The 23,339-nt window shown below is 56.6% G+C and carries 20 protein-coding genes; 6 read left to right on the plus strand and 14 right to left on the minus strand.

The window, feature by feature from the left end; translation table 11 throughout:
- Positions 1-15 precede the first annotated feature (15 nt).
- From gntK to M495_RS23005, 4 genes are all read right to left on the minus strand, one after another.
- Positions 16-543 (minus strand): gluconokinase, encoded by a 528-nt coding sequence (gntK, locus tag M495_RS22990; protein WP_020837388.1) that lies wholly within the window; start codon positions 541-543, stop codon positions 16-18.
- 184 nt (positions 544-727) lie between these two features.
- Complete coding sequence (gene gntT, locus M495_RS22995) at positions 728-2,044, minus strand: gluconate transporter (protein ID WP_020837389.1); 1,317 nt, start codon at positions 2,042-2,044, stop codon at positions 728-730.
- Positions 2,045-2,409: 365 nt separating this feature from the next.
- Positions 2,410-3,405 carry a gluconate operon transcriptional repressor GntR gene (gntR, locus tag M495_RS23000; protein WP_020837390.1) on the minus strand — a complete coding sequence of 332 codons (996 nt, stop codon included), beginning with the start codon at positions 3,403-3,405 and terminating at the stop codon, positions 2,410-2,412.
- 131 nt (positions 3,406-3,536) lie between these two features.
- A complete protein-coding gene (locus M495_RS23005; protein ID WP_020837391.1) occupies positions 3,537-4,232 on the minus strand; it encodes a pirin family protein in 696 nt (231 codons plus the stop codon).
- A gap of 386 nt (positions 4,233-4,618) precedes the next feature.
- Between M495_RS23005 and M495_RS23010 the strand changes: the two genes are divergently transcribed.
- Together M495_RS23010 and M495_RS23015 are read left to right on the plus strand one after the other, a co-directional pair.
- Positions 4,619-5,137 (plus strand): GNAT family N-acetyltransferase, encoded by a 519-nt coding sequence (locus tag M495_RS23010; protein ID WP_020837392.1) that lies wholly within the window; start codon positions 4,619-4,621, stop codon positions 5,135-5,137.
- Positions 5,134-6,312 (plus strand): P1 family peptidase, encoded by a 1,179-nt coding sequence (locus tag M495_RS23015; protein ID WP_020837393.1) that lies wholly within the window; start codon positions 5,134-5,136, stop codon positions 6,310-6,312. The genes M495_RS23010 and M495_RS23015 overlap by 4 nt, the downstream gene beginning before the upstream one ends.
- Positions 6,313-6,372: 60 nt before the next feature.
- Here M495_RS23015 and iolE read toward each other — a convergent pair whose 3' ends face one another.
- The 4 genes from iolE to iolD all read right to left on the minus strand — a co-directional run bounded on the left by iolE (position 6,373) and on the right by iolD (position 11,272).
- On the minus strand, positions 6,373-7,269 hold the full coding sequence (gene iolE, locus M495_RS23020; protein WP_020837394.1) for a myo-inosose-2 dehydratase: 897 nt from the start codon (positions 7,267-7,269) through the stop codon (positions 6,373-6,375).
- Between the two features lie 60 nt (positions 7,270-7,329).
- Positions 7,330-8,214 carry a sugar phosphate isomerase/epimerase family protein gene (locus M495_RS23025; RefSeq protein ID WP_020837395.1) on the minus strand — a complete coding sequence of 295 codons (885 nt, stop codon included), beginning with the start codon at positions 8,212-8,214 and terminating at the stop codon, positions 7,330-7,332.
- A 39-nt stretch (positions 8,215-8,253) separates the two neighbouring features.
- A complete protein-coding gene (locus M495_RS23030) occupies positions 8,254-9,267 on the minus strand; it encodes a Gfo/Idh/MocA family protein (RefSeq protein WP_020837396.1) in 1,014 nt (337 codons plus the stop codon).
- Positions 9,268-9,331: 64 nt separating this feature from the next.
- Positions 9,332-11,272, minus strand: coding sequence for a 3D-(3,5/4)-trihydroxycyclohexane-1,2-dione acylhydrolase (decyclizing) (gene iolD / locus M495_RS23035; RefSeq protein ID WP_020837397.1), 1,941 nt, complete (start codon positions 11,270-11,272; stop codon positions 9,332-9,334).
- Between the two features lie 534 nt (positions 11,273-11,806).
- Here iolD and M495_RS23040 point away from each other — a divergent pair.
- Both M495_RS23040 and M495_RS23045 read left to right on the plus strand, forming a co-directional pair.
- A complete protein-coding gene (locus M495_RS23040) occupies positions 11,807-13,735 on the plus strand; it encodes a bifunctional 5-dehydro-2-deoxygluconokinase/5-dehydro-2-deoxyphosphogluconate aldolase (RefSeq protein ID WP_020837399.1) in 1,929 nt (642 codons plus the stop codon).
- Between the two features lie 196 nt (positions 13,736-13,931).
- Complete coding sequence (locus M495_RS23045) at positions 13,932-14,768, plus strand: MurR/RpiR family transcriptional regulator (RefSeq protein ID WP_020837400.1); 837 nt, start codon at positions 13,932-13,934, stop codon at positions 14,766-14,768.
- Positions 14,769-14,813: 45 nt separating this feature from the next.
- On the opposite strand, the gene iolB is transcribed toward M495_RS23045, so the two are convergent.
- Together iolB and M495_RS23055 are read right to left on the minus strand one after the other, a co-directional pair.
- Positions 14,814-15,635 carry a 5-deoxy-glucuronate isomerase gene (gene iolB / locus M495_RS23050; RefSeq protein ID WP_020837401.1) on the minus strand — a complete coding sequence of 274 codons (822 nt, stop codon included), beginning with the start codon at positions 15,633-15,635 and terminating at the stop codon, positions 14,814-14,816.
- A gap of 178 nt (positions 15,636-15,813) precedes the next feature.
- On the minus strand, positions 15,814-17,319 hold the full coding sequence (locus tag M495_RS23055) for a CoA-acylating methylmalonate-semialdehyde dehydrogenase (RefSeq protein WP_020837402.1): 1,506 nt from the start codon (positions 17,317-17,319) through the stop codon (positions 15,814-15,816).
- 553 nt (positions 17,320-17,872) lie between these two features.
- Here M495_RS23055 and M495_RS23060 point away from each other — a divergent pair.
- Positions 17,873-19,300, plus strand: coding sequence for a sugar porter family MFS transporter (locus M495_RS23060; protein WP_020837405.1), 1,428 nt, complete (start codon positions 17,873-17,875; stop codon positions 19,298-19,300).
- Between the two features lie 46 nt (positions 19,301-19,346).
- Complete coding sequence (locus tag M495_RS23065) at positions 19,347-20,183, plus strand: TIM barrel protein (RefSeq protein WP_020837406.1); 837 nt, start codon at positions 19,347-19,349, stop codon at positions 20,181-20,183.
- Between the two features lie 68 nt (positions 20,184-20,251).
- Here the strand turns inward: M495_RS23065 and fetB are convergent, their stop codons facing one another.
- The 4 genes from fetB to M495_RS23085 form a co-directional block, all read right to left on the minus strand.
- The gene (fetB, locus tag M495_RS23070; protein ID WP_020837408.1) at positions 20,252-21,025 is read right to left on the minus strand and encodes an iron efflux ABC transporter permease subunit FetB; all 774 of its coding nucleotides are present in this window, start codon (positions 21,023-21,025) and stop codon (positions 20,252-20,254) included.
- Positions 21,012-21,689: an iron efflux ABC transporter ATP-binding subunit FetA gene (fetA, locus tag M495_RS23075; protein ID WP_020837409.1), complete on the minus strand. Its 678-nt coding sequence runs from the start codon at positions 21,687-21,689 to the stop codon at positions 21,012-21,014. The genes fetB and fetA overlap by 14 nt, the downstream gene beginning before the upstream one ends.
- Positions 21,690-21,873: 184 nt before the next feature.
- Positions 21,874-22,155 carry a FaeA/PapI family transcriptional regulator gene (locus M495_RS23080; RefSeq protein WP_041415077.1) on the minus strand — a complete coding sequence of 94 codons (282 nt, stop codon included), beginning with the start codon at positions 22,153-22,155 and terminating at the stop codon, positions 21,874-21,876.
- Between the two features lie 15 nt (positions 22,156-22,170).
- Positions 22,171-23,337 carry an FKBP-type peptidyl-prolyl cis-trans isomerase N-terminal domain-containing protein gene (locus M495_RS23085; RefSeq protein WP_041415079.1) on the minus strand — a complete coding sequence of 389 codons (1,167 nt, stop codon included), beginning with the start codon at positions 23,335-23,337 and terminating at the stop codon, positions 22,171-22,173.
- Positions 23,338-23,339: the final 2 nt, after the last annotated feature.

The following is a 23,339-nucleotide window of genomic DNA, read 5'->3' on the forward strand; positions in this document are numbered from 1 at the left end:
GGGTGGCAGCCCGGATTACTGGGCTGCAACATGCCGAATATAGGCAAGAGTATCGGCGACTACGCCATCCAGCGGCTGATCGATATCAATCGCCTGCACATCCGGCTCCTGCGCGCCCGGCTCTTCCAGGGTGGCAAATTGGGAAACCAGCATCTGCGGCTTGAAGAAATGCCCTTTGCGCTGCTTCAGGCGCTCTTCAATCACCGCCTTGTCACCCTTCAGATAGATGAAATGCAGGTTGCGGTTGCCTTCACGCAGACGGTCGCGATAGCTTTTTTTCAGCGCCGAACACACCAGCAGAGAGACGTCATTGGTGCGTTCCATGGCAAAGATAGCGTCATTCAATGCGGCCAACCACGGGGCGCGATCGTTATCGTCCAGCGCATGCCCGGCGGCCATTTTGTTAATGTTGGCGCGCGGGTGCAGGTAGTCTCCGTCCAGCATCGCGGCATGAGCTTCATGGGCAACGGCGCTGGCGACGGCAGATTTTCCGCTGCCTGAAACGCCCATCAAAATAAATACGTGGTGCTGTGGATTACTCATAATGTCATGCCCTTACGGAGTCAGATGTACGTTCTGGCAACGGGATACGCCGCCTGCGCCATCAAATGCGCCCCAAACTCAAAAGAATGTCCGACACCCCCACGGGGTGCCGGATAACCTCGCTATTCCCTTTGCATTTCAAGTGGCAGTCAACGCTGCGCCAACCTGAAAAACGACAGGAATATTAGACCACCGTCGCCAGCAGCAAACACCCTACCAGGCCGCAGACGGAAATGATGGTTTCCAGCACCGACCAGGACTTGATGGTTTCCATGATACTCAGGTTGAAATACTCCTTGAACAGCCAGAACCCCGGATCGTTGACGTGAGAGAAAATCACGCTGCCTGAACCGACCGCGATCACCATCAGCTCCGGGCTGACGCCGGTAGTGGCGATCAACGGGGCCACGATGCCGCCGGCGGTGATCGCCGCCACGGTAGCGGAACCCAGCGCCAGACGCAGCGCAGCCGCAATCGACCAGGCCATCAGAATAGGTGAGACGTTGCTGCCTTCCATCAGGGCGGCAATGTATTTCTCCACGCCGCTGTCGACCAGTACCTGCTTGAACGCACCGCCACCGCCGATGATCAACAGCATCATGGCGATAATTTTGATGGAGTCGGTGATGGTACCCATCACTTCATCCATAGTACGGCCGCGGTTCAAGCCAAAGGTGAAGATAGCGATCAGTACCGCAATCAACGTCGCCATCACCGGATCGCCGAAGAACTCGGCAAAGCGCAGCAGGCTATGGCCCTTCGGCAGCACCATTTCCGCTACCGCACGCAGCGCCATCAGGATCACCGGCACCAACGAGGTGGCAACGCTGATGCCAAAGCTTGGCATTTCTTCTTCGGTGAAGATTTTTGGGTTATACAGGCCTTCAGGAACCGGCTTGTCGATGCCTTTCAGGAAACGGGCAAAGACAGGACCGGCCAGGATCACCGTCGGAATGGCCAGCAGCGTGCCGTACAGCAGGGTTTTACCCATATCGGCATGGAAGATGGTGGCGATCGCCGTTGGGCCAGGGTGCGGCGGCAGGAAACCGTGGGTCACCGACAGCGCAGCCGCCATCGGCACGCCGACATACAGCAGCGGCACGCGTGCAGACGCGGCGATACTGAAGACCAGCGGCAGCAGCAGCACGAAGCCAACTTCATAGAACAGTGCAAAACCGACGGTAAAACCAGTCAGTACCACCGCCCATTGAATGTATTTTTGACCGAACTTCTCGATAAGCGTAGTGGCGATGCGCTGGGCGCCGCCGCAGTCCGCCAGCAGCTTGCCCAGCATGGCGCCGAAGCCCATGATCAGCGCCAGGCTGCCCAGGGTGCCGCCCACGCCGGCCTTGATGGAGCCGATCACTTTATCGACTGGCATACCCTGAGCGATACCCACCGCCAGAGCAACCAGAACCAGAGAGATAAAGCCGTTCAGCTTAAAGCGGATCATCAGCAGCAACAGCAGCGCGACGCCGCCTGCAACAATCACTAATGGCATAATTTTTCTCCAACCTTTTTATCGCAGACTCTCTTTACGATAGGCCGTAAAGCGCGCGTTTGTTGTATTTTTAGGCTCTTCCCGGTGTTAGAAGACGAGCTGTAGGTGGTGCTGAGTCAAGGGTTCTATTTCTCCCTGTAGCGACCCTATCGCGCCGCCACAAGGTCATTGACCTCGTTGTTACCGGTATCATGATACCGGTAACAACAGCAGTGTCGGAACCGGGTAACGGGCTAAAATTCGCGTTCTGGGATAGAGATCAAACTTATGGGGGTAACACGCGGTGGGCTTACAGATGAATAGCAAAACGCGCCGGGCGGCGCGATTTTAAAATTAAAATTGACGAAACAAAGAGTTAAAAGCGCTCAGATGCTGCCGCCGGGGATCACGGTAAAACCGACGTCCACCATGCGCGGGCTGACCGTTTCGCCCCGCAAACGCGCCAACAGGCGTTCAGCCCCGATCTGCCCCATGCGTTCACGCGGCGTCAGGACGCTCGCCAGTTTTGGCACCATCACCTGACCGATATCGTGGCCGTGGAAACCGGCAATCGCCATATCTTTGGGGATCGACAGCCCTTGGCGCTGGCACTCAAAGGTCGCACCAATCGCCAGGTCATCGTTGGTGCAGAAAATACTGTCGATCTGCGGGTAATCGCGCTGCGCCTGACGCAGCAGTTCGCCACCGGCGGAATAGGACGACGAACGCGCAGTCATGACGCTGTACGGCTCGAGACCGGATTCGCGCATCGCCTGTTCATAGCCCTGTTGCTTGATAATGGTACGTTCATCCTGACGCGCCCCGAAATACACCACGTGGCGATGACCGTGCGCGATGATTTGCTGAGTCATCTGGCGTGCCGCCTCAAAGTTGTTAAACCCCACGGCCAGGTCAATGCACGGTGAAACGCAGTCCATCAGTTCGACAACCGGGATCCCTGCCACCTCAATCATCTTCATGGTGCGCGGCGTATGGTGGCGTTCAGACAGGATCAGCCCATCAATGTTGTAAGACAGCAGCGAGGTCAGGCGCTGTTCTTCGCGCTCCGGCAAATAGCCGTAGTGCGCCAGCATGGTCTGGTAATTGTGCGCATCGGTGACGCTCTCGATGCCGCGCAGCACTTCGGCGAACACCTGGTTGGTCAACGACGGCAGCAATACGCCAATGGCGCGACTGGTGGAGTTGGAAAGGATATCCGGCGCACGGTTGGGAATGTAGCCCAGCTCATCCAGCGCGACGGCAATTTTTTGCTGCAAGATGGCAGAAACCTGCTCGGGATTACGCAGATAACGGCTCACCGTCATCTTGGTAACGCCAACCTTGTCTGCGACATCTTGAAGTACCGGCCGTTTTTTCTTCATTATCAATGAACTGGCTAACCGTGAATGGGCGCTCATTTTAGCAAAAAAAAACCGCTGCCGATATTGTTGGTTATCGGACGTCACAACGCAAAAAGGGCTCACTGTGTGAGCCCTCAGTATTTACCGCTTTATCAGACCGGCGGCAGATCGAACAGCAGGATTTCACTGTCTTCATCGGCATGAATCGACAGCGCAGTTTCATCCCACACCGCGAACGCATCGCTGGTGCCGGCCTGCTGGCCATTGACCACTACCTTGCCACGCACCACCTGGATCCACACGCGACGACCGGCTTCAATCGGGCATTCTGCCTGTTCGTCTTGCTTCAATGCCCAGCGGGACAGCGTCATGTCCTGGAACACTTTCAGTGAACCGTCGCGCGCATCCGGCGACAACACCAGTTGGCGGCCCTGTGGTGCATCAAACATGCGTTGCTCATAGCGCGGCTCCAGCCCGACCCGATCGGGAATGATCCAAATCTGGTACAGGTGCAACGGACGATCGTTATTGCCGTTGTACTCGGAGTGACGCACCCCGGTGCCGGCACTCATGATCTGAAACTCACCGGCCTGGATCTGCTCTTTATTGCCCATGCTGTCCTGATGTTCTACCGTGCCGCTCAGCACGTAGGTCAGGATTTCCATGTCTTTATGCGGGTGGGTGCCAAAACCCTGCCCTGCGTCGATCACGTCTTCGTTGATCACCCGCAGCGCCGAGAAGCCCATAAAATCGGCATCGTAATAGTTGGCAAAGGAGAAGGTGTGCCAGCTATCCAGCCAACCATGATTGGCATGACCGCGATCTTCTGCCTTACGTAGATAAATCATATTCAACTCTCCTCAATGTTTTTTACAGTCTAGTCCTGGCAGCAGAATATGAAAGCGTAAAAAACTCATCCCTCTGTTCAAAAATTTAGATGGAGTTGCGAAGCCATTGGCAGGGAATTTGTTGAAGGCAGGTGAGCTGAAAACAGGCAAAAAAAAAGCCAGCACCCGAGCTGGCTAAGTAATACTTGGAAGCAATGTGAGCAATGTCGTGCCTTCGCAGCGAGGGTATCAAAGGTTGATACTCTCCCCGGAACGCATCGCAATAATAATCATTATCATTCGCACCTGTAAAGCGTTTTTTTAACCAATCCGGAATAATGTTGACTCGACACAATAAACCGATAAATTCAGAGGTTATTCAACCGGTAAGCCAAAGGAGCAGTGTAATGAGTGAAATCGTAGTTCGTCACGTGGAAACGGCAGATGCACAGGCCCTGCATCAACTCTATTCTCAGCCGAAGGCTTACCGTGACACGCTACATCTTCCGCTACCGTCGGTCGAACTATGGCACAAGCGCCTCGCCAACCTCGAACCGGGCACGCATAGCCTGGTGGCCTGCATCGACGGACAGATTGTCGGTCAGTTGAGCGTGATGCTGAATCAGCGTGTGCGCCGCCGCCACGTGGCGACCTTTGGCATCGGCGTCGATGATCACCACCACGGCAAAGGTGTCGGCAGCAGCCTGATGAAGGCGATGATTGACCTGTGCGACAATTGGGCAGACATCGAACGCATCGAGCTGACGGTATTTACCGATAATCAGGCGGCCATCGCGCTATACCGCAAGTTCGGTTTTGAAATCGAAGGGACCAGCCGCGCTTACGCCATGCGCGACGGCATGCTGGTAGATTCTTACCATATGGCTCGCTTTCGCAGTGAACAGCAGAAAAAATCAGCCTCATGAGTGAGATAAAAAGTGAACCAGGGGCGGCAAACCGCCCCTTCACCGTCAGCCGTCGCACCTTCGTGCAAACGCTGGCCTGCGTAACGGGTGCTATCGGCATCCTCTCTCCCACCACCTTCCTGGGGGCCGCAATGCCAAGTTCTCCCGCCGTTCGAACCGGCACCCGTAACCTGATTACCGACGTGCCCGGCCTGAAGGTCGGGGTCGCTCAGGACAGCCGGGTGCGTACCGGCACCACGGTGATCCTGCCGGATAACCCGGCGATCGCCGCCGTCGATGTGCGCGGTGGCGGCCCGGCAACCCGCGAAACCGATGCGCTGGGGGAAGACAATCTGGTACAAACCCTTGATGCACTGGTGCTGAGCGGCGGTTCGGTGTATGGGCTGGCGGCGGCAGATGGCGTCGCAGCCTGGCTGGGGCAACAGGGGCGTGGTTACGCCCTGCGTCCGGCACCAGGCGTACCGGTCTCTCCCATCGTACCCACCGCCTGCCTGTATGATCTAAGCAACGCCGGCGATAAAAACTGGCAGCTCGACCCACCCTATCGCCAATTGGGGATAGAGGCCGCCGGCAAGGCCGGCCACGACTTCCCGCTCGGCACCGTGGGTGCCGGCTATGGTGCCATGACCGGCATGGGCAAGCTGAAAGGCGGGCTGGGTTCGGCGTCGATCGTGGCGACCAATGGCGCTACCGTCGGCGCACTGGTGGCGGTCAATAGCCTGGGATCGGTCGTCGCCCCCGGGACCCGAGCCTTCTGGGCGACGCCTTATGAAATCGACGGCGAGTTTGGCAACGGCGGTGCCGCAGCGCTGGCGCAGTTGCATGGCCAGGGCGAAGACTGGATGCCAGAAGAACCGACGGGCGGCAGGAAGAACACCACCCTGGCTTGCATCGCCACCGATCTGGCGTTGACCCGGGTGGAGCTGAAACGCGTGGCGATGATGGCGCAGGACGGCATGGCACGCGCTATCCGCCCGCTACACAGCCCGTTCGACGGCGATGTGGTGTTTGCCTTATCCACCGGGCAGCGTGAGGTGCAAGGCAGCCGAGAGCTGGCGGTGCTGCAGATAGGTGCACTGGCTGCGGACACCCTGGCACGGGCCATCGCCCGTGGTGTCTATGCGGCGACCCCATGGCCCGGCGGACAGGTAACCACCTGGAAAACCCTCGCCTGACGTTGCCAATAAAAAAGGGCGCATCGATGACTCGAGCGCCCCTTGTCGATCGCCTGCGAATTAAATGCCGGCGGTCTCTTTAATATAACGGCGCGCCTTCACCGCATACTCAAACGGGTTGGCCAGCGCCGGATCCTGCTCGGCCTCCACCACCATCCACCCTTTGTAACCACGCTCATCCAGCAGTTTAAACACCGGACGGAAGTCGATCACCCCATCACCCGGCACGGTAAAGGTGCCTTTCTTCACGCCGTCGAGGAAGCTGAGTTTGTTGGCCTTTACCTCAGCCACCACGTCGTCACGCACATCTTTCAGATGCACATGGTTAATACGCGGCAGGTATTTTTCCAGTATCGCCATCATCGCCTGCTGGCTGCCTTCTGAATAGTAAGCATGGCCAGTATCAAACAGCAGGTAGACGTCGTCGTTCACCATGCTCATGTAACGGTCGATCTCGGCGGTAGTTTGAATGCCGGTACCCATATGGTGGTGCAGACAAACCTGCATGCCCTTGCCGGCAGCAATCTTGGCCAGCTCATTGTAGCCATCGGCCACTCGCTGCCACTCTTCATCGCTGAAATACGGCTTCTCTTCGAACACCCCTTTGGTGGTGCCCTGAATGCTTTTGCTCTGCTCGGAGCAGCCAATCACCTTGGCGCCCATCGCATGCAGGAAATTCATATGGTTAATAAATTCATCAATGGTTTTTTCTTTCTGACCATCGGCGAAGAAGGTGCTGAACCAGGCGTTGCAGATTTGAATGCCGCGGATATCCAGCATCGGCTTGAGCACCGCCGGATCGCGCGGATACTTGCTGCCCACTTCGCTGCCGGTAAACCCGGCCAGCGCCATTTCGCTGACGCACTGTTGGAAAGTGTTCTCTTTGCCCAGGTCGGGCATGTCGTCGTTGGTCCAGCCAATCGGGGCGATGGCCAGTTTTACGTTGTCTTTATTCATTTTCAGCCTCAATCATAGGAGCAGCACGCCGGTGATTTCACACCCACGCAGCCGAGAAATTTATTTACCCAACAGCTCTTTTTCGATGCGCTCTCGGGTCGCTACCGCCTGAGTTTTCATTCGTTCCGGATAGCCAAACAGCGAGGTGCAGATAATGGATTCGCCGCCCACCTTAAAATTACGATTGGCAAACTCCATATCGCGCAACGTCTGGAACAGGGCATCGAAATCCACTTCCCCTTCGCCGATACCCATATGCTGGTGCACGGCGGCGTCTACACCCGGCGGGTTGACGATATAGCGGCAGTGCTTGGTATGGTTCATGGTGTCGGCTATCAACACGTGCGAGAGATCGTCACCGGCATATTTCAGCATGCTGGCCACGTCACCCTGGCCTTTGTCGTAGTAGAAGGTGTGCGGCACGCTGTAGAGATACTTCACGTGATCGCTGCGTAACGACTTGACGATATCGGCGGTTTCATTGCTCAGCTCGCAGAAATCCCACGGGTGCGATTGGATTTCCATGCGGATGCCTTCGCGCTCGATAATCGGCAGCAGCTCCTCCATTGAGCGGTACCACAGTTCTTCACAGATCTCCGGCTCATTGGGGTTACCCGCCAGCTCGGTATTGATCACCTGCACACCCATTTCCACTGCGATTTCAATCATCCGGCGCCAGTTTTTGACCGCCGCCTGGCGGCGATCTTCGCCCGGACCGGACCAGCGATACACCACGATAAACGAGGAAATCTCCACGCCGGTGGCCTTCAGCGCATTTTTGTATTCCGCCATCACTTCGCGCCCGGCTTTCGGATGCTTGTAGAACGGATTGATCTGCGGGTGTGGCGACTGCTCAATATACTGATAGCCCCAGTCCGCCACCTGCTCAACCATTTTGGTGATGCCAAGGTCCCTGATGACATCCACATCAAAAGCGATCTTCATGGTCATTCCTCTTTAAACGTAAGTGCGGCTCTCAACCCATCAGTTGCCGTAAAAAGCCGGGCGTGGCGGCAAGGTCACCGGCACAATTTCACCGCTGAGTTGCGCGGCCACGCAGGCGTCGGCAGTGACAGAAGCGGCATAACCATCCCAGGCGGAAGGCCCGGTCAGCTTGCCGGCCAAGACGTCATTGATAAAGCCTTGCAGCTCGACGTCATAAGCATCGATAAAGCGGTCTTTCCAGTCGGTCAGAATTTCGGTAGACAGTCGGGCGCCGCTGCGCATCTGCACCGACGACGGCTCTGGCAGCTTGGCAATGCCGGTTTCACCCACCACCTCACACTGGATGTCATAGCCGTATTGGCAGTTAACGAAAATTTCGACGTCGATGCGCGTGCCTTTGGCGGTTTCGAACAGCACAATTTGCGGATCTTTCAGGTGCGGGAACGCCTTGGGGCTTTTACGCGGGAACACGACCTGCACCGAGACATAGTCGTCATCCAGCAGCCAGCGCAGCACGTCAATCTCGTGGATCAGGGTGTCGGTGATCGCCATATCCGTGGTGTAAGCTTCGCCGACGGTCGGGTTGCGGTGCGCGCAGTGCAGCATCAGCGGTTCGCCAATTTGCCCGCTGGTCAGCACCTGTTTTAATGCGCGGTAACCCTGATCGTAAGGGCGCATAAAGCCGACCTGCACCAGACGTTTACCGTGTTTCGCTTCGGCCTCGACGATGTTTTTGCAGCCCTGAGCGGTAACCGCCAGCGGCTTTTCACAGAATACCGGCTTACCGGCGGCAATCGCGGCCAACACGAACTCTTCGTGACTCGGGCCCCAGGAGGTGACCAGCACCGCCTGCACGTCCGCCGCATTGACCAGATCGTGGCCGTTGTCATACACCTTGGCGTCCAGCTTCAGGTCGCTCACCACCTTGGCGGCGCTGTCGCGATTGATGTCGTTGACCGCCACGATACGGCCGCCCTGCAACACTTTGCTGCAGCGGCGAATGTGATCCCGACCGATTGCGCCGGTGCCAATAACCCCAATGTTCAATGTCATTTTCGTTATCCTCTTCAAATAGTTGCGGCAGACGCAAGGTCTGGGTAATCAAACGGGATCCTGATCAGTAGTCGCGGGCCTTATCGATGTTTTCCTGCAGCTTGCGGGCCACGGCGACGATTTTTTCGCTGTCGGCAACCTGGGCACCGCCCACGCGCCACCAGCTGAGATATTTGTGCACCATGGTTTTTGGCAGCACCTTGATGTCCAGCAGGGTCGACACGGTTTGCCGACGGGCATCAGCCAGCGCTTCGATCAGCTGCTGCTCGGTGGTCACGCTGTAGGTTTTGCAACCGTAGGCCGCAGCCAGCATGGCAAAGTTGACCGGCACCAAATTGCCGTCGAGCTTACCGCCCTGCGGGTTGCGGAAGCGGAACTCGGTGGTGTAGCTGTCCATGCCGTGTTCCATCTGCAGGTTGTTGATGCAGCCGTTGGTCATGTTGTCGAGCAGCACCACGTTGATTTTGCAGCCTTCCTGAATCGAGGTGACCAGTTCGGAATGCAGCATCATAAAGGCGCCGTCGCCGACCATCGCATACACCTCGCGGTTCGGCTCAGCCAGCTTGACCCCCAGCGCGGCATTGACCTCGTAGCCCATACAGGAGTAGCCGTATTCCACGTGATAACCCTGTTCGCCGTGGTTGTACCACACCCGTTGCAAATCACCCGGCAGGCTGCCCGCGGCGGCGACGATCACGCTGTCCTGCGGCAGATACTGGTTCAGTACCCCCAGCACCCGGCTTTGGGTTAACAAGGAGTCGGTCTTTTCGATAAATTCGGCAAACACGCGGTCACGATCGAGGTGATCGTCAATTTCAGGAACAAAACCTTCTCCGGTGTATTCCACCGCATAAACCCGGGCGGTTTCCTGCTGTTGCGCGCTGCGTGCGTCGGCAATGGCATTACCCCAGCCGGCGCGATAATCCGCCTGTGCCAGCCGTTCGCTCAGTGCGGACAGCGCTTCGCGGGCATCGGCCAACACCTGCACGCCGTCGAGCTTGCCGGCGTCAAAAGCGCTGACGTTAATATTGAGGAAATCGACGTCCGGATGCTGGAACAGCCATTTTGACGAAGTGGTGAAGTCGGTATAACGGGTGCCCACGCCAATCACCAGATCGGCCTGACGGGCCAGCGTATTCGCCGCCAGACAGCCGGTTTCACCGATGCCCCCCAGGTTGAATTCATGGCTGCTAGGCACCGTGCCTTTGCCCGCCTGAGTTTCGGCAAACGGGATCTGGAAACGCTCGGCGAAGTCACGCAGCGCCTGGCCGGCCTGCGAGTATTTCACCCCGCCACCGCATACCAGCAGCGGGCGACGTTTAGCGGTCAGCAGCGCCAACGCATCCTCCAGCATGCCTGCAGTCGCCGGACGGCGATCGAGCCGATGCACACGCTTTTGGAAGAAATAGTCCGGGTAGTCATAGGCTTCGCCCTGCACGTCCTGCGGCAGGCACAGCGTCACCGCGCCGGTTTCCGCCGGATCGGTCAGCACGCGCATCGCATTGATGCAGGCGCTCATCAGCTGTTCAGGACGCACTATGCGGTCCCAGTACTTGCTCACCGCACGGAAGGCGTCATTGGTGCTGATGCTGAGATCGTAGGACTGTTCAATCTGCTGCAGCACCGGGTCCGGCTGGCGCGAGGCGTAAACATCGCCCGGCAGCAGCAATAAAGGAATGCGGTTGGCGGTGGCGGTCGCGGCGGCGGTGATCATATTGGCGGCGCCGGGCCCGACGGAAGAGGTGCAGGCATAGATCTGCTGACGCAGCTTCTGCTTGGCGAAGCCGGTCGCTGCGTGGGCCATACCCTGCTCGTTACGCCCCTGATGCACCACCAGCTCACCGCTGTCCTGCTCCAGCGCCTGCCCCAGACCGAGGACGTTGCCGTGGCCGAAAATCGCAAAGATGCCTTTGACGAATTTGGTTTCCACGCCGTCGACCAACAGGTACTGGTTGTCGAGGAACCTGACGAGTGCCTGTGCCATGGTTAACCGGATCTTGCCCATTTACTCACCCTTTTAGATTAGTCTCGCCCGCGCCGGCACCAGTTACATGCCGAACCAGATAAGCTGTGTGATACTCGCCGTCAGCAAGCGCTGTGTCCTGCTTAAGCCGACAACCTGAAACGTGTTGGGATTATAAACAAATATATTTTTCATAAAATCACATTACAGAAGAAACATTTCATTTTGCGATAAAGATCCCATAATGATGAAAACCCCGTTTCATCCATGCCTTTAGAATTCACTGACTTAGCCACCCTTTCACCCGTTGAGGCGTCCACCCAACACCGCCTGAACTCACAGCAACCCTTGGCACCATCAGCCTGTGACACCAAGGATACCCTTGCCGACCCTCGGCGTTTTCACCTCAGGGCGGGCGGGGTTTTCGATACCCTTTACCGTTGTAGCAACGGGGTTTTAAATGCATCACATTTTTGGGGTGTAAATTTCATTCAATCTTGAAATTGAAATTTTTATTCCTCATACTCCAAAAATGCTTCGCAGTCGGGGTTTCGCTTAATACAGAAGGAAACGGGTATGGCTACACAAGAAAAACAGCTTGATGTCATTTGTCTCGGGCGTATCGCCGTCGATTTCTATGCACAGCAAATCGGCGCACGCCTGGAAGATGCCAGCACATTCTCAAAATATCTCGGCGGCTCTTCCGGCAATGTGGCTTACGGCACGGCCATTCAGGGTCTGAAGTCCGGCATGCTGGCCCGCGTCGGCGACGAACATATGGGCCGTTTCCTACGCGAAGAACTGCAACGCGTCGGTGCCGACACCCAAAGCCTGATTACCGACCCCCAGCGCCTGACCGGCCTGGTGATCCTCGGCATTAAAGATCAGGAAACCTTCCCGCTGATTTTCTACCGCGAAAACTGCGCCGATATGGCGTTGACGCCGGACGATATCGACGAGGCCTACATTGCATCGTCACGGGCATTGGCCATTACTGGCACCCACCTGTCGCATCCGAACACCCGCGCGGCAGTGTTGAAGGCGCTGGAATACGCCCGACGCCACGGTCTGCGCACCGCGTTGGATATCGATTATCGGCCGGTGCTGTGGGGCCTGACATCGCTGGGCGACGGTGAAACCCGTTTCGTCGAGTCAGAAAAAGTGACCCGCGAACTGCAAGAAGTGCTGCATCACTTTGATCTGATCGTCGGCACCGAAGAAGAGTTTCATATTGCCGGCGGCAGCACCGATACCCTGACCGCGTTGAAAAACGTGCGCAAGGCGACCCAGGCCACGCTGGTTTGCAAACGCGGCGCCCAGGGCTGTTCGGTATTTGAAGCGGAGATCCCGACAAGCTGGCAGCAGGTCAAACTGCACTCCGGCGTAAGGGTTGAGGTACTGAACGTACTGGGTGCGGGCGATGCCTTTATGTCCGGCCTGCTGCGCGGTTACCTGAACGATGAAGGTTGGGATCAGGCCTGCCGCTATGCCAATGCCTGCGGCGCACTGGTGGTTTCGCGTCACGGCTGTGCGCCGGCGATGCCGACCAAGCAGGAACTGGATGACTACCTACAGCGCGAGCAGGAAGTGAAACGTCCGGATCGCGATGCGCGGCTTAACCATCTGCACCGGGTCACTACACGCAAACAGCAGTGGCCGGAGCTGTGCGTGTTCGCTTTCGACCACCGCAAACAGCTGGCGGACATGGCGCGAGAAGCCAACGTCAGCGAGGAACGCATTCCCAAACTGAAAACCCTGCTGCTGACCGCGGCGCAACAGGCCGCCGAGGTTGCCGGGTTGCAGGGCAACAGCGGCATTCTGGCCGATACCACCTATGGGCAGGCGGCGCTGAACAGCATCACCGGGCAGGGCTGGTGGATTGGCCGACCGATCGAGCTGCCCAGTTCACGCCCGCTACGACTGGAGCACGGCAATATTGGCTCGCAGCTGATCGACTGGCCGCAGGAGCACGTGGTGAAGTGCCTGGTGTTTTACCATCCGCATGACGCCGCCGAACTGCGTCGCGAGCAGGATGAACTGATTGGCGACGTGTATCGCGGTTGCTGCAAGTCCGGCCACGAACTGTTGCTGGAGGTGATCCTGCCGGAAAGCAACGCCGACAAGGCCGAAAGCTACTATCTGGAGATGTTGCAATATTTTTACACGCTGGGCATCAAGCCCGACTGGTGGAAATTGCCGCCGCTGAGCGCAGAAAATTGGCAGCGGGTGGGGGCTTTGATAGAGGCGAACGATCCATTCTGCCGTGGCGTATTGATACTGGGGCTGGACTCACCGGAAGAAACGCTGAAGGCCGGTTTCGCCGCGGCGGCAGACGCCCGTTGGGTAAAAGGTTTTGCCGTCGGCCGCACCATCTTCGGCCAGCCTTCACGCCGCTGGTTGCAGGGCGAACTGGATGACGCTGGCTTAATCGAGCAGGTGAAACAAAAATACCTGACGCTGATTGGCTTCTGGCGCCAATACCGCCCAACCTCTCACTCGTCTTAATCGACAAACCCTCCCCTTAAACGATTTTCGCCGCTTTAAGGGGATTTTTTTGCCGGTTTTCTGTGAAGTAACGCAACTTGCAATCGAATAAATCGCTTTTTGGTGAAATGAAACTTCCGCTCCATCTGTTAGAATGAGCTGTCAATAATTCAGGCGTCAGGCCAATACGCCTTAGCCCACACTGCGAGCCGAATGGATGAACAACCCAACTCAACTTTCGCTGTTACAGGACGAGATCCGCCACCGTTATGAAACGCTGAGCAAGCGTTTGAAACAGGTGGCGCGTTACATTTTGGATAACAGTAACAGCATTGCTTTCGATACCGTCGCCTCCATCGCCGCACAGGCCAGCGTCCCGCCGTCGACCCTGATCCGCTTTGCCAACGCGTTTGGCTTCAGCGGTTTCAACGAAATGAAACAGGTTTTTCGCCAGCACCTGATGGAAGAAACGGTCAACTATACCGAGCGGGCCCGCCTGTTTCGCCAGACCTCTACCGACGATAACGTTGCGCCGGAAAAGCCGGCGGAAATTCTTAACGTTTTCACCATGGTCAATGCTCAGGCCCTGCAACAGCTGGCGATGCAAACCAGCCCCGAGCAGTTGGATCGCGCGGTTGAGTTGCTGAACAACGCCGAAAATATCTACGTGATCGGTCTGCGTCGTTCATTCAGCGTCGCCTCGTACCTCACCTATGCCTTGCGTCACCTGGAGCGCCGAGCCTTTCTGATCGACGGTTTGGGCGGCATGTTTACCGAGCAACTCAGCATGGTGAAACCCAATGACGTCGTGATCGCCATCAGCTATTCGCCGTATGCGCAGGAAGCGTTGGAGCTGGTGGAGTTGGGCGCCAAGCGTGGCGCACAGCAGATTGCCATTACCGACAGCCAGGTCAGCCCGCTGGCCGCCTTCAGCGACGTGTGCTTTGTGGTGCGCGAAGCGCAGGTGGACGGTTTCCGCTCCCAGGTCGCCTCTATGTGTCTGGCGCAAACCCTGGCGGTATCGCTGGCGCTGAATAACGCCAAAGAAGAGTAATACGGGCAGGATCAACAAGGCCCGGCTAGCCGGGCCTGATGCGAATTATTTCGCCGCTGGGTATCCGTCGCTATTAATCCAGGCGTGGTCTTTTTCCCAGGTGAATTTCCACAGGCGCACCGGCCCGGCCATCACGTTGAGATAGTAGTTGTCGTAACCGGCCAGCGTTGCCACCGGGTGGTAGCCGCGCGGCACCTTGACCACGTCGCGGTTATAGACCGCCATGCACTCGTCCAGCGACCTGTCGTCGGTATAGACCCGTTGCATGCAAAAGCCCTGTTCCGGCTGGATCCGGTGATAGTAAGTCTCTTCCAGATAGGTTTCATCCGGCGAATCTTCCTGATCGTGTTTGTGGCTAGGGTAAGAGCTGGTATTGCCCTCATCCGTGTACACTTCCACCACCAACAGGCTGTCGGCCGGCGCGCTGTCCGGCAAGATATTGTGTACCAGACGCTGATTGCGCCCTTTACCGCGCCGCTCTACGCCCACGTCTGCCGGAGTGATCAGCCGCGATGGCAGGTGCCCGTGGCCCGGCGCGCTGCAAACCGCCAACTCCAAAGCACTTTCCGCGCGCACTTCAATTCGATCGTGATGCGGCACATACACCGCATAAGGCGGGGTGCGCTCAAACGGGCTCATCCGTTTACCGATGCTCGGGTATTCCGCTCGCAGGGTAGCGACAGAAGCGATACCGGCGACCAGCACCAGGCACAGTTCTTTGTCGCCGCTTTCCAACTGCAGCGACTGACCGGCTTCGAGACGATAGACGTCAAACCCGACAAAGCGCCAGTCGGCATTCTCCGGGGTGACGTGCTGGATGCGCCCCTCGGCATTTGGCTGCTGACATTTGGCGAGCAATGAAGACATGGTAATTCTCCCAATTAAGTATGAATAGACCCCAAATAATTGGCGTTGCATCATCGTAGGGGCGCTGCATGCCGCGCCCGCATTAATCGGGGCGAATTTATTCGCCCCCTACAGGGTGACTGGGCCAAATACACGCAGCCAACACAGATGCGGCTTGAAAGACGACGGGTATAGTGCCTTAACCCAGCGTAGGCATACTGTATTCAGACACCGTTTGCTGCCCGGTTGGCCAGCGGGCGGTGGCGGTTTTCATCCGGGTGTAGAAACGCACGCCGTCGGTACCGTGAACGTTTAATGCACCGAACACCGAGCGCTTCCAGCCACCAAAGCTGTGGAACGCCATCGGGACAGGCACCGGGACGTTGACCCCCACCATGCCGGCCTGCACTTCCTGCACGAACTGGCGCGCATAGTGACCGTTACTGGTAAAGATAGCGCTGCCGTTACCAAATTCATGGCTATTCACCGTATCGATGGCGGTCTGGTAGTCCGGCACGCGGACAATGCCCAACACCGGCCCGAAGATCTCTTCACGATAGATACGCATTTCCGGCGTAACGTGGTCAAACAGGGTACCGCCAACGTAGTAGCCGTCCGGGTAACCCGCCACCTGATAGTTGCGGCCATCGGCCACCAGGGTAGCGCCCTCTTCCACGCCCAGATCGATATAACCCAGGACTTTCTTCTGGTGCGCCGAGGATACCAGCGGCCCCATCTCGTTTTCTTCGCCACCCTGTTTAAGCCCTGGACCAACGCGCAGCTGAGCGATCAGCGGCTTCAGTCTGGCAATCAGTTTATCGGCCGTGTCGTCGCCGACGACCACCGCCACCGGCAACGCCATGCAACGCTCGCCGGCCGAGCCGAATGCGCCGCCCATCAGGGCATTGACCGTCGCGTCCAGATCGGCGTCAGGCATGATGATGGCCTGGTTTTTCGCCGCGCCGAAGGCCTGCACCCGCTTGCCGTGGGCACTGGCGGTAGTATAGATATGTTCAGCCACCGCAGAGGAGCCGACAAAGCTCACCGCCTGAATGTGGGGATCGGTGCACAGCTGCGCGGCTTCTTCGTTTGCGCAATGCACCACGTTGAATACGCCGTCCGGCAGCCCGGCTTCTTTCAGCAGTTCGGCCATGCGAACCGAGGCCGAAGGCACCAGCGCCGGGGGCTTGAGCACAAAGGTATTGCCGCAGGCCAGCGCGATAGGGAACATCCACATCGGCACCATCGCCGGGAAGTTAAAGGGGGTGATACCCGCGACCACGCCCAATGGCTGCATCAGCGAGAAGCTGTCAACGCCGCTGCCGACGTCCGCAGAATATTCGCCCTTGATCAGATGTGGAATGCCGCAAGCAAATTCCACCACTTCGATGCCGCGGGTCAGTTCGCCCAGCGCATCGGAATACACCTTGCCATGCTCGCTGACAATCAGCGCCGCCAGCTCGTCGCGATGCTGTTCCAGCAGCGCCTTAAAATTGAACATGATGCGCGCACGGCGCAGCGGTGTGGTGCGCGACCAGTCGGCAAATGCCTGGTGGGCCACGTCAATGGCCTGCTTCACCTCGGCGGCAGTGCTCTGCGTCACGCGGCGTTCAACCTGCCCGGAAGCCGGATTATGCACGTCGACGGTTTGATTGCTGCTGCTCAGGCACACCTGCCCGCCAATAAAGTTACCCACGGTTTTCATGTCTCACCCTCTTTTAAGTCCGCTGTCGCCTGACCGTCTGCGGCCGTAGCGTTTTCATCACACCGCTTGCCGGAGACTGCCCGCAAGCAGGCTAAATCCTGACCGGATGAAGCAAACTCTATTTCATTGAAAAAAAAGTTTCAAATAAATTATTTTAGAAAATTTGTTTTTAGTGCGGAAGGTCGCAGTTTTGCCACATCACCGTGCAAGGCCATTACATGAAGGAAAAAAAGCGGTCCCTGTGTTCACGCGCCAACGGCAGGGAATTAGCCCTGACTTTTATACAGAAACAGGCAGCCCACGGGGAAAGACGACCCGGCCAGACGCTAAAGGATCGCGCGGTAACGCTTGAGGGGCATTTGCGGTTTTTTTTGAACTGGATCTAAAAATCAATATTTCATTATTCACTAATTATGAAATAAATGTTCTTGTTTACCGAAGCGTTAATTCGACTATCACCGCCTTAATGACAGGCAGGGTCCAACCCCTTCCGCCTCCTCTTCCCTACAACCAACAGCGCGGGTGGAAGCCAGGAAAAAAATCGGAGCAACACATGTCATCTCAGCGTAAGCATAATACCGGGTACATACTGCGAATATGCGGCATTGCGGCACTTGGCGGCATTTTGTTCGGCTACGACACCGCCGTGATCTCCGGCGCGATCGAATCCCTGAAAACCTATTTTAATCTCAGCCCCGCCGAAACCGGCTGGGCCGTTTCCAACGTGGTGATCGGCTGCGTGGTCGGTGCCTTTGCCGCCGGGCCACTGGCCGGGCGATATGGTCGTAAGAAGGCCCTGATGCTGGCGGCAGTGCTGTTCACCATTTCGGCAGTGGGTTCTTCACTGGCGCCAACTTTCACCTGGTTTGTGATTTACCGCATTATCGGCGGTTTGGCGGTGGGTATCGCCGCGACCGTTTCGCCGATGTACATGTCGGAAGTCTCACCCAAAGACATGCGCGGCCGTGCGCTCAGCATGCAGCAATTCGCCATCGTGTTCGGCCAAATCGTGATCTTCTACGTTAACTTCAAAATCGCCAGCATCGCCAGTGAAGCCTGGCTGGTGGAGATGGGCTGGCGCTGGATGTTCGCCTCCGGCGTGCTGCCCTGCATCCTGTTTTGCATTTTGGTATTTATCATTCCAGAGTCGCCACGCTGGAGCGTGATGGTCGGCCGGGACGATCAGGCGCTGGCGATGCTGACCAAAGTGTCCAACGCCGAACATGCGAAAAAAGTGCTGCAGGAAATCAAAGACTCGATAAAACAGGATCAGCAAGCCAGCCAGAAAAAACTCAGCTATGCCGATAAACGGGTACGCTTCATTCTGTTCGTTGGCTGCATGATCGCCATGCTGCAGCAGGTCACCGGGGTTAACGTAATGATGTATTACGCGCCGGTGGTGCTGAAAACCGTCACCATAAACGCGCAGGAAGCGCTGTTCCAAACCATCTGGATCGGCGTGATGCAGTTGGTCGGTTCCGTCATCGGTGCCATGTTGATGGATCGCATGGGCCGCATCCCACTGATGCGTTGGGGTACGCTGGGCGTCATCGCCGGCCTGCTGATCACCTCCTATGCGCTCTATACCGAGGCCACCGGCTACTTCGCGCTGTTTGGCATGCTGTTCTTTATGGTGTTCTATGCGCTGTCGTGGGGCGTGGGCGCCTGGGTCCTGGTGTCAGAAATCTTCCCCAATCGCATGCGCTCTCAGGGCATGAGCATCGCCGTCGGCTGTATGTGGCTGGCCAACTTTGTCGTGTCTCAGACCTTCCCGATGATCAACGATAACCCTTATCTGTTCTCAAGCTTCCACGGTGCCTTCCCGATGTGGGTGTTCGCCGTCTGCTGCCTGTTCAGTTACTGGTTTATCGGCCGCTATATTCCTGAAACACGAGGGGTATCGCTGGAAAAAATGGAGGACGTGGTCATGGCAAAACGCTATCGCCAACCTCAACCCGAAATACAACGCACGCCGCTATAGACCTGTAAATATCAGGCTTTATCAACTCATTCAGGAGTAATGCATCATGACCATTGCGCCAGACCGTTTTTGCATCAACCGCAAGATCGCGCCAAATCTCGATTTGGAACAGTTTTTCAGCCTGGTGAAAAAGTGCGGGCTCAACAAAGTAGAGCTACGCAACGATATGCCGAGCGGCAAGGTGACCGATAACCTGAGCAACGATCAATTAAATGCGTTGGCAGAAAAATACGGTATCGAAATCGTCACCATTAACGCGCTCGGCATGTTTAACCTGCTGGACGATCAAGCCGCGTTGCTGAAAAACGCCGAGGCGCTGTTGTCACAAGCTCAGGCAATCCGCAGCAAGGCGCTGGTACTGTGCCCGCATTGCAGCGCGGGCGATAACCGCAGCGAAGAGCAGAAAAAAACCGACACGCTGGCGGCCCTTAAGCTGCTGGCTCCGCTGTTCAGGCAATACGGTGTACAGGGCTATGTGGAGCCGTTGGGGTTCGGTATCAGCTCACTGCGCTCATCGCTGCTGACGCAGTCCCTGATCCGGGATTCTGGCGCGCCGTACAAAATCGTGCTGGATACCTTCCACCACTATTTAAGCGACGTCACGCAGCCTGAATTTGATGCGCAAATTCAGATCGACGGCATTGGGCTGGTGCACCTTTCCGGGGTGGAAGATCTGCGTGCTAAAAGCGCATTAAGCGACGAAGAACGCATCATGCTGAGCGATAAAGATCGGCTGGAGAGCAAAAAGCAGGTGCAGGATCTGGAGCGCCTGGGCTACACCGGCATTTACGCCTTCGAGCCGTTTTCGTCGCAACTGGACAGCTGGACGGCAGCGGATATAGAACGTGAAATCCGTCAGAGCATCGCTCTGCTGCAAGGGTAGCGGCCGCAAAGGGGCGAGCATGCTCGCCCCTGATTTAACCGGGCGCCCCTACCCTTATTTTCTCCAGATTATTTCAACGTGCTGACCACCAGCTGATGGCGCTCGTTGTAGAACTTCCGGTAGGCCAGGTAGCAGGCGATGATGGTCGACAGGCTGGCGGTCGACAACAGCATGAAAGTCACCATAATCTGGTACTTAATCGCCTTGACCGGATCGATACCGGCGAAGATCAGACCCGACATCATGCCCGGCAGGCTGACCAACCCCACGGTTTTGGCAGAGTCCACCGTAGGGATCAACGAAGCACGGATACTGTCGCGGATCAGCGCCGCCGAAGCGAACTTCGGCGAGGCGCCCAGGCTCAGCATCTCCTGAATCTTCTGCTGATCGCTTTTGAAACGCTGCCCCAGGTTGTTGTAGCACAGGCCAACTGCCACCATCGCATTGCCGGCCACCATGCCGGAAATCGGGATCACCTGCATTGGGGTAAACTCAATCGAACCGGTCAGTACCAGCACCGCCAACGTTAATACCGCGCCGGTGGTTATGGCAATAAACGACGTCATAAATGCATGATCGATATATTTACTGCGCTTTTGCGCGTTGTAGGCGGCGTTAAAGCAGATAAACAGCACCATCAGCACCGTCAGAATGGCGTTATTTACATCAAAAATGTATTTCAGCACGTAGCCGACAATGATCAACTGCACCACCGCCCGGCAAATACTCCAGATAATGTCTTTTTCCAGCGCCAGCTTTTCTTTATGGCTGATTAAAATAGCAATAATCACCAATACCATCGACAAAGCCAAAGATTCATTGCTGATGTTATGCTGGTTCATTGGTCGTCTCCTGCGCCCGAGCGCCATGCGCACTCAAAGTAATCACATCATCCGCATGTTTGATTTCATCTTTATCATGCGTAACCCACAACACCGCGACGCCATGCTGCGCGACCAGTTGATGAATAATTTCATTAACGTTGCGTTTATTATCTTCATCCAGCGCACTGGTGATCTCATCCAATAACAGAACCTTGGGCATAAACTGCAGGTTACGGATCAACGAAATTCGCTGCTTCTCGCCGCCCGATAATTCGTTAACGCTTTTATCCAGCATATTTTCCGCTAGCCCAAAGCGCACCAGGTCGGCCTGCATCTTTTTCCTGTCCGGTTTTTGTTTGCGAATCTGGTAGGGCAACGCGATATTGTCATACACGCTGTCGCCAAACAGCGAAGGGGTTTGAAAACAGTATGACACCTGTTGACGGTACTCTTCCGGCGGTATATCGGTAATGGCCTTACCGGCAAAGATAATTTTTCCACGGGTCGGGTCGATCAAGGAAGATACGATTTTTAGCAGGGTGCTTTTTCCGCAGCCAGACGGGCCGGTAATCAGTTTAAATTCGCCCTGATTCAGACCGAAAGACACGGAATCTAAAATAACCTGCTCGTCTATTTGATAATGAATATCATCCAATAACAGTATTTCTTTGCTTTCCTTCATTATAAGCACGCATCCCTCATGAAAATATTTGCACCCAGACCCTCAGTATACGGCCTCAAAAATTGCACTGCCAATGGCTGGTCATTAGTCGTAACAAAGGAGTCGGGCTGAGGCGCTTTTCGCTCCGTCAGCCCTGTGTTGATCCGCTGTGAAGGGTAGTCAAAATGACGAAACAGGAAAGGAATTACATTTTTTTGGGTGATGCACAAATATACCAGCGTAACGAATTATTGATGCTGCGATGAGTACAACGAACTTTACCCTCTTTTTCCAATGCCAATAACAGCGTGCGCGTGGTGTAAATATTTTCACCGCATTTGTCTGCCAGCTCCCTGGTTTTAGGCCAGTGTTCCGGTGCCGGAGGGTGATGTTCCCCTGCCCCCGACGCGCGCTCCATACAGAGTTTTCGTAACACGTTTAGCATATGTGACTTCCTGATTTCATATGTTATCGGCGCCTTGGCCATCGCGTACTCCTTGGGTTACTTTTGCCTGCTCCTGTCCTGCGGCAGCACGTCGGCCACGCGCAAGGTGTAAATCATCGTGGCGCCCGGGGGGATTGCGGGCGGGCTTCCTTTGTCGCCGTATGCCAGAACTGGCGGCACCACCAGCGTCATGGACCCATGCTTGTTCAATTTGCCGATGGCGGCGCGAAACAGCGGTGGATATTGCGACAAAGGCAAAGAGATAGTGGTGCCGGCCAAGTCCATATCCTTGATCACTTGCCCATTGGGCAAGCTCTCGCGTACCACGATATCGACGTTGTCATTGGCGTTTATCTGCCCGCTGCCGGTATAGTCCACACGGTAATAAAAACCGAGCGCATCTTTTTGCACGCCAGGCTGCTTGGCGAAATCGGCGAGGTAGGTTTTACCCTCCCCCCGTATCGCCTGCTGTCGCTGCTGTTGGGCCTGCTGCAAGGCAGCGTCTGCGGCCTTTAGCGCGCTGTCGATGGCGGCATCATCCAACCGTTGCTGCCCCGCCAGCGTATCGGCAATGCCCGCCAGCAAACGTGGGCGATCGGCTTCAATTCCCAAGCGGCGGTTTTCTTCCTGTAAATGCAGAATGTCACGCCCCAGCGAAACCCCGGCGGCGTAGGCCTGCTTATCGGCATCGCTGGCCAGCTCCGGCGGTTGTCGCTGCGCGGCTAGCTGACGGTTGAGCTGCTGCAACTGCTGCTCTTGCTGCGTGACGATCCGCTGCTGCCGTGCCAGAGCCGCCGCCATGGCGATCAAGTCTGGTGGCGTGGCGATGGCCTTACGGATCCCTTTTAACGCGGCCACCAGCGGCCGGATATCAATCGGGTCCGGTTTGGGTGTTGCCTTGGGGGCTGGCGCCGCCGGTTGAGCCTGAGCCGCCAGCTGCTGTTCCAATTGGCGGATGGTTTCGGCTTGCCGTTGCAGGGCCTGATTCAGCGCAGTCAGACGGGCGTTGTCTCCGCGCGTAACAGCGGCGGGTTTGGGCTTGGCAGTCACCGGCTGAGGCGCTGCAGGTGCACTTTCCACCACCGGCACCGCCTGCTGTTGCTCGGCAAATTTCAGCAATGCGGGAATGCCGTCATCCTTGCCAGGTGCAATCTCTGCCGCCGATGCAGCGCCCCATACCAACAACAGCAGCAAAGCAGCGGCTCCTTCCGCATACCTTCTCATGA

This window comes from Serratia liquefaciens ATCC 27592, from assembly GCF_000422085.1.
Classification (GTDB): Bacteria; Pseudomonadota; Gammaproteobacteria; order Enterobacterales; family Enterobacteriaceae; genus Serratia; species Serratia liquefaciens.

Bases quoted from the DNA above. Each gene is read 5' to 3' on its own strand.
- gntK (WP_020837388.1), bottom strand. From the start codon at position 543: ATGAGTAATCCACAGCACCACGTATTTATTTTGATGGGCGTTTCAGGC.
- gntT (WP_020837389.1), bottom strand. From the start codon at position 2,044: ATGCCATTAGTGATTGTTGCAGGCGGCGTCGCGCTGCTGTTGCTGCTG.
- gntR (WP_020837390.1), bottom strand. From the start codon at position 3,405: ATGAAGAAAAAACGGCCGGTACTTCAAGATGTCGCAGACAAGGTTGGC.
- M495_RS23005 (WP_020837391.1), bottom strand. From the start codon at position 4,232: ATGATTTATCTACGTAAGGCAGAAGATCGCGGTCATGCCAATCATGGT.
- M495_RS23010 (WP_020837392.1), top strand. From the start codon at position 4,619: ATGAGTGAAATCGTAGTTCGTCACGTGGAAACGGCAGATGCACAGGCC.
- M495_RS23015 (WP_020837393.1), top strand. From the start codon at position 5,134: ATGAGTGAGATAAAAAGTGAACCAGGGGCGGCAAACCGCCCCTTCACC.
- iolE (WP_020837394.1), bottom strand. From the start codon at position 7,269: ATGAATAAAGACAACGTAAAACTGGCCATCGCCCCGATTGGCTGGACC.
- M495_RS23025 (WP_020837395.1), bottom strand. From the start codon at position 8,214: ATGAAGATCGCTTTTGATGTGGATGTCATCAGGGACCTTGGCATCACC.
- M495_RS23030 (WP_020837396.1), bottom strand. From the start codon at position 9,267: ATGACATTGAACATTGGGGTTATTGGCACCGGCGCAATCGGTCGGGAT.
- iolD (WP_020837397.1), bottom strand. From the start codon at position 11,272: ATGGGCAAGATCCGGTTAACCATGGCACAGGCACTCGTCAGGTTCCTC.
- M495_RS23040 (WP_020837399.1), top strand. From the start codon at position 11,807: ATGGCTACACAAGAAAAACAGCTTGATGTCATTTGTCTCGGGCGTATC.
- M495_RS23045 (WP_020837400.1), top strand. From the start codon at position 13,932: ATGAACAACCCAACTCAACTTTCGCTGTTACAGGACGAGATCCGCCAC.
- iolB (WP_020837401.1), bottom strand. From the start codon at position 15,635: ATGTCTTCATTGCTCGCCAAATGTCAGCAGCCAAATGCCGAGGGGCGC.
- M495_RS23055 (WP_020837402.1), bottom strand. From the start codon at position 17,319: ATGAAAACCGTGGGTAACTTTATTGGCGGGCAGGTGTGCCTGAGCAGC.
- M495_RS23060 (WP_020837405.1), top strand. From the start codon at position 17,873: ATGTCATCTCAGCGTAAGCATAATACCGGGTACATACTGCGAATATGC.
- M495_RS23065 (WP_020837406.1), top strand. From the start codon at position 19,347: ATGACCATTGCGCCAGACCGTTTTTGCATCAACCGCAAGATCGCGCCA.
- fetB (WP_020837408.1), bottom strand. From the start codon at position 21,025: ATGAACCAGCATAACATCAGCAATGAATCTTTGGCTTTGTCGATGGTA.
- fetA (WP_020837409.1), bottom strand. From the start codon at position 21,689: ATGAAGGAAAGCAAAGAAATACTGTTATTGGATGATATTCATTATCAA.
- M495_RS23080 (WP_041415077.1), bottom strand. From the start codon at position 22,155: ATGGCCAAGGCGCCGATAACATATGAAATCAGGAAGTCACATATGCTA.
- M495_RS23085 (WP_041415079.1), bottom strand. From the start codon at position 23,337: ATGAGAAGGTATGCGGAAGGAGCCGCTGCTTTGCTGCTGTTGTTGGTA.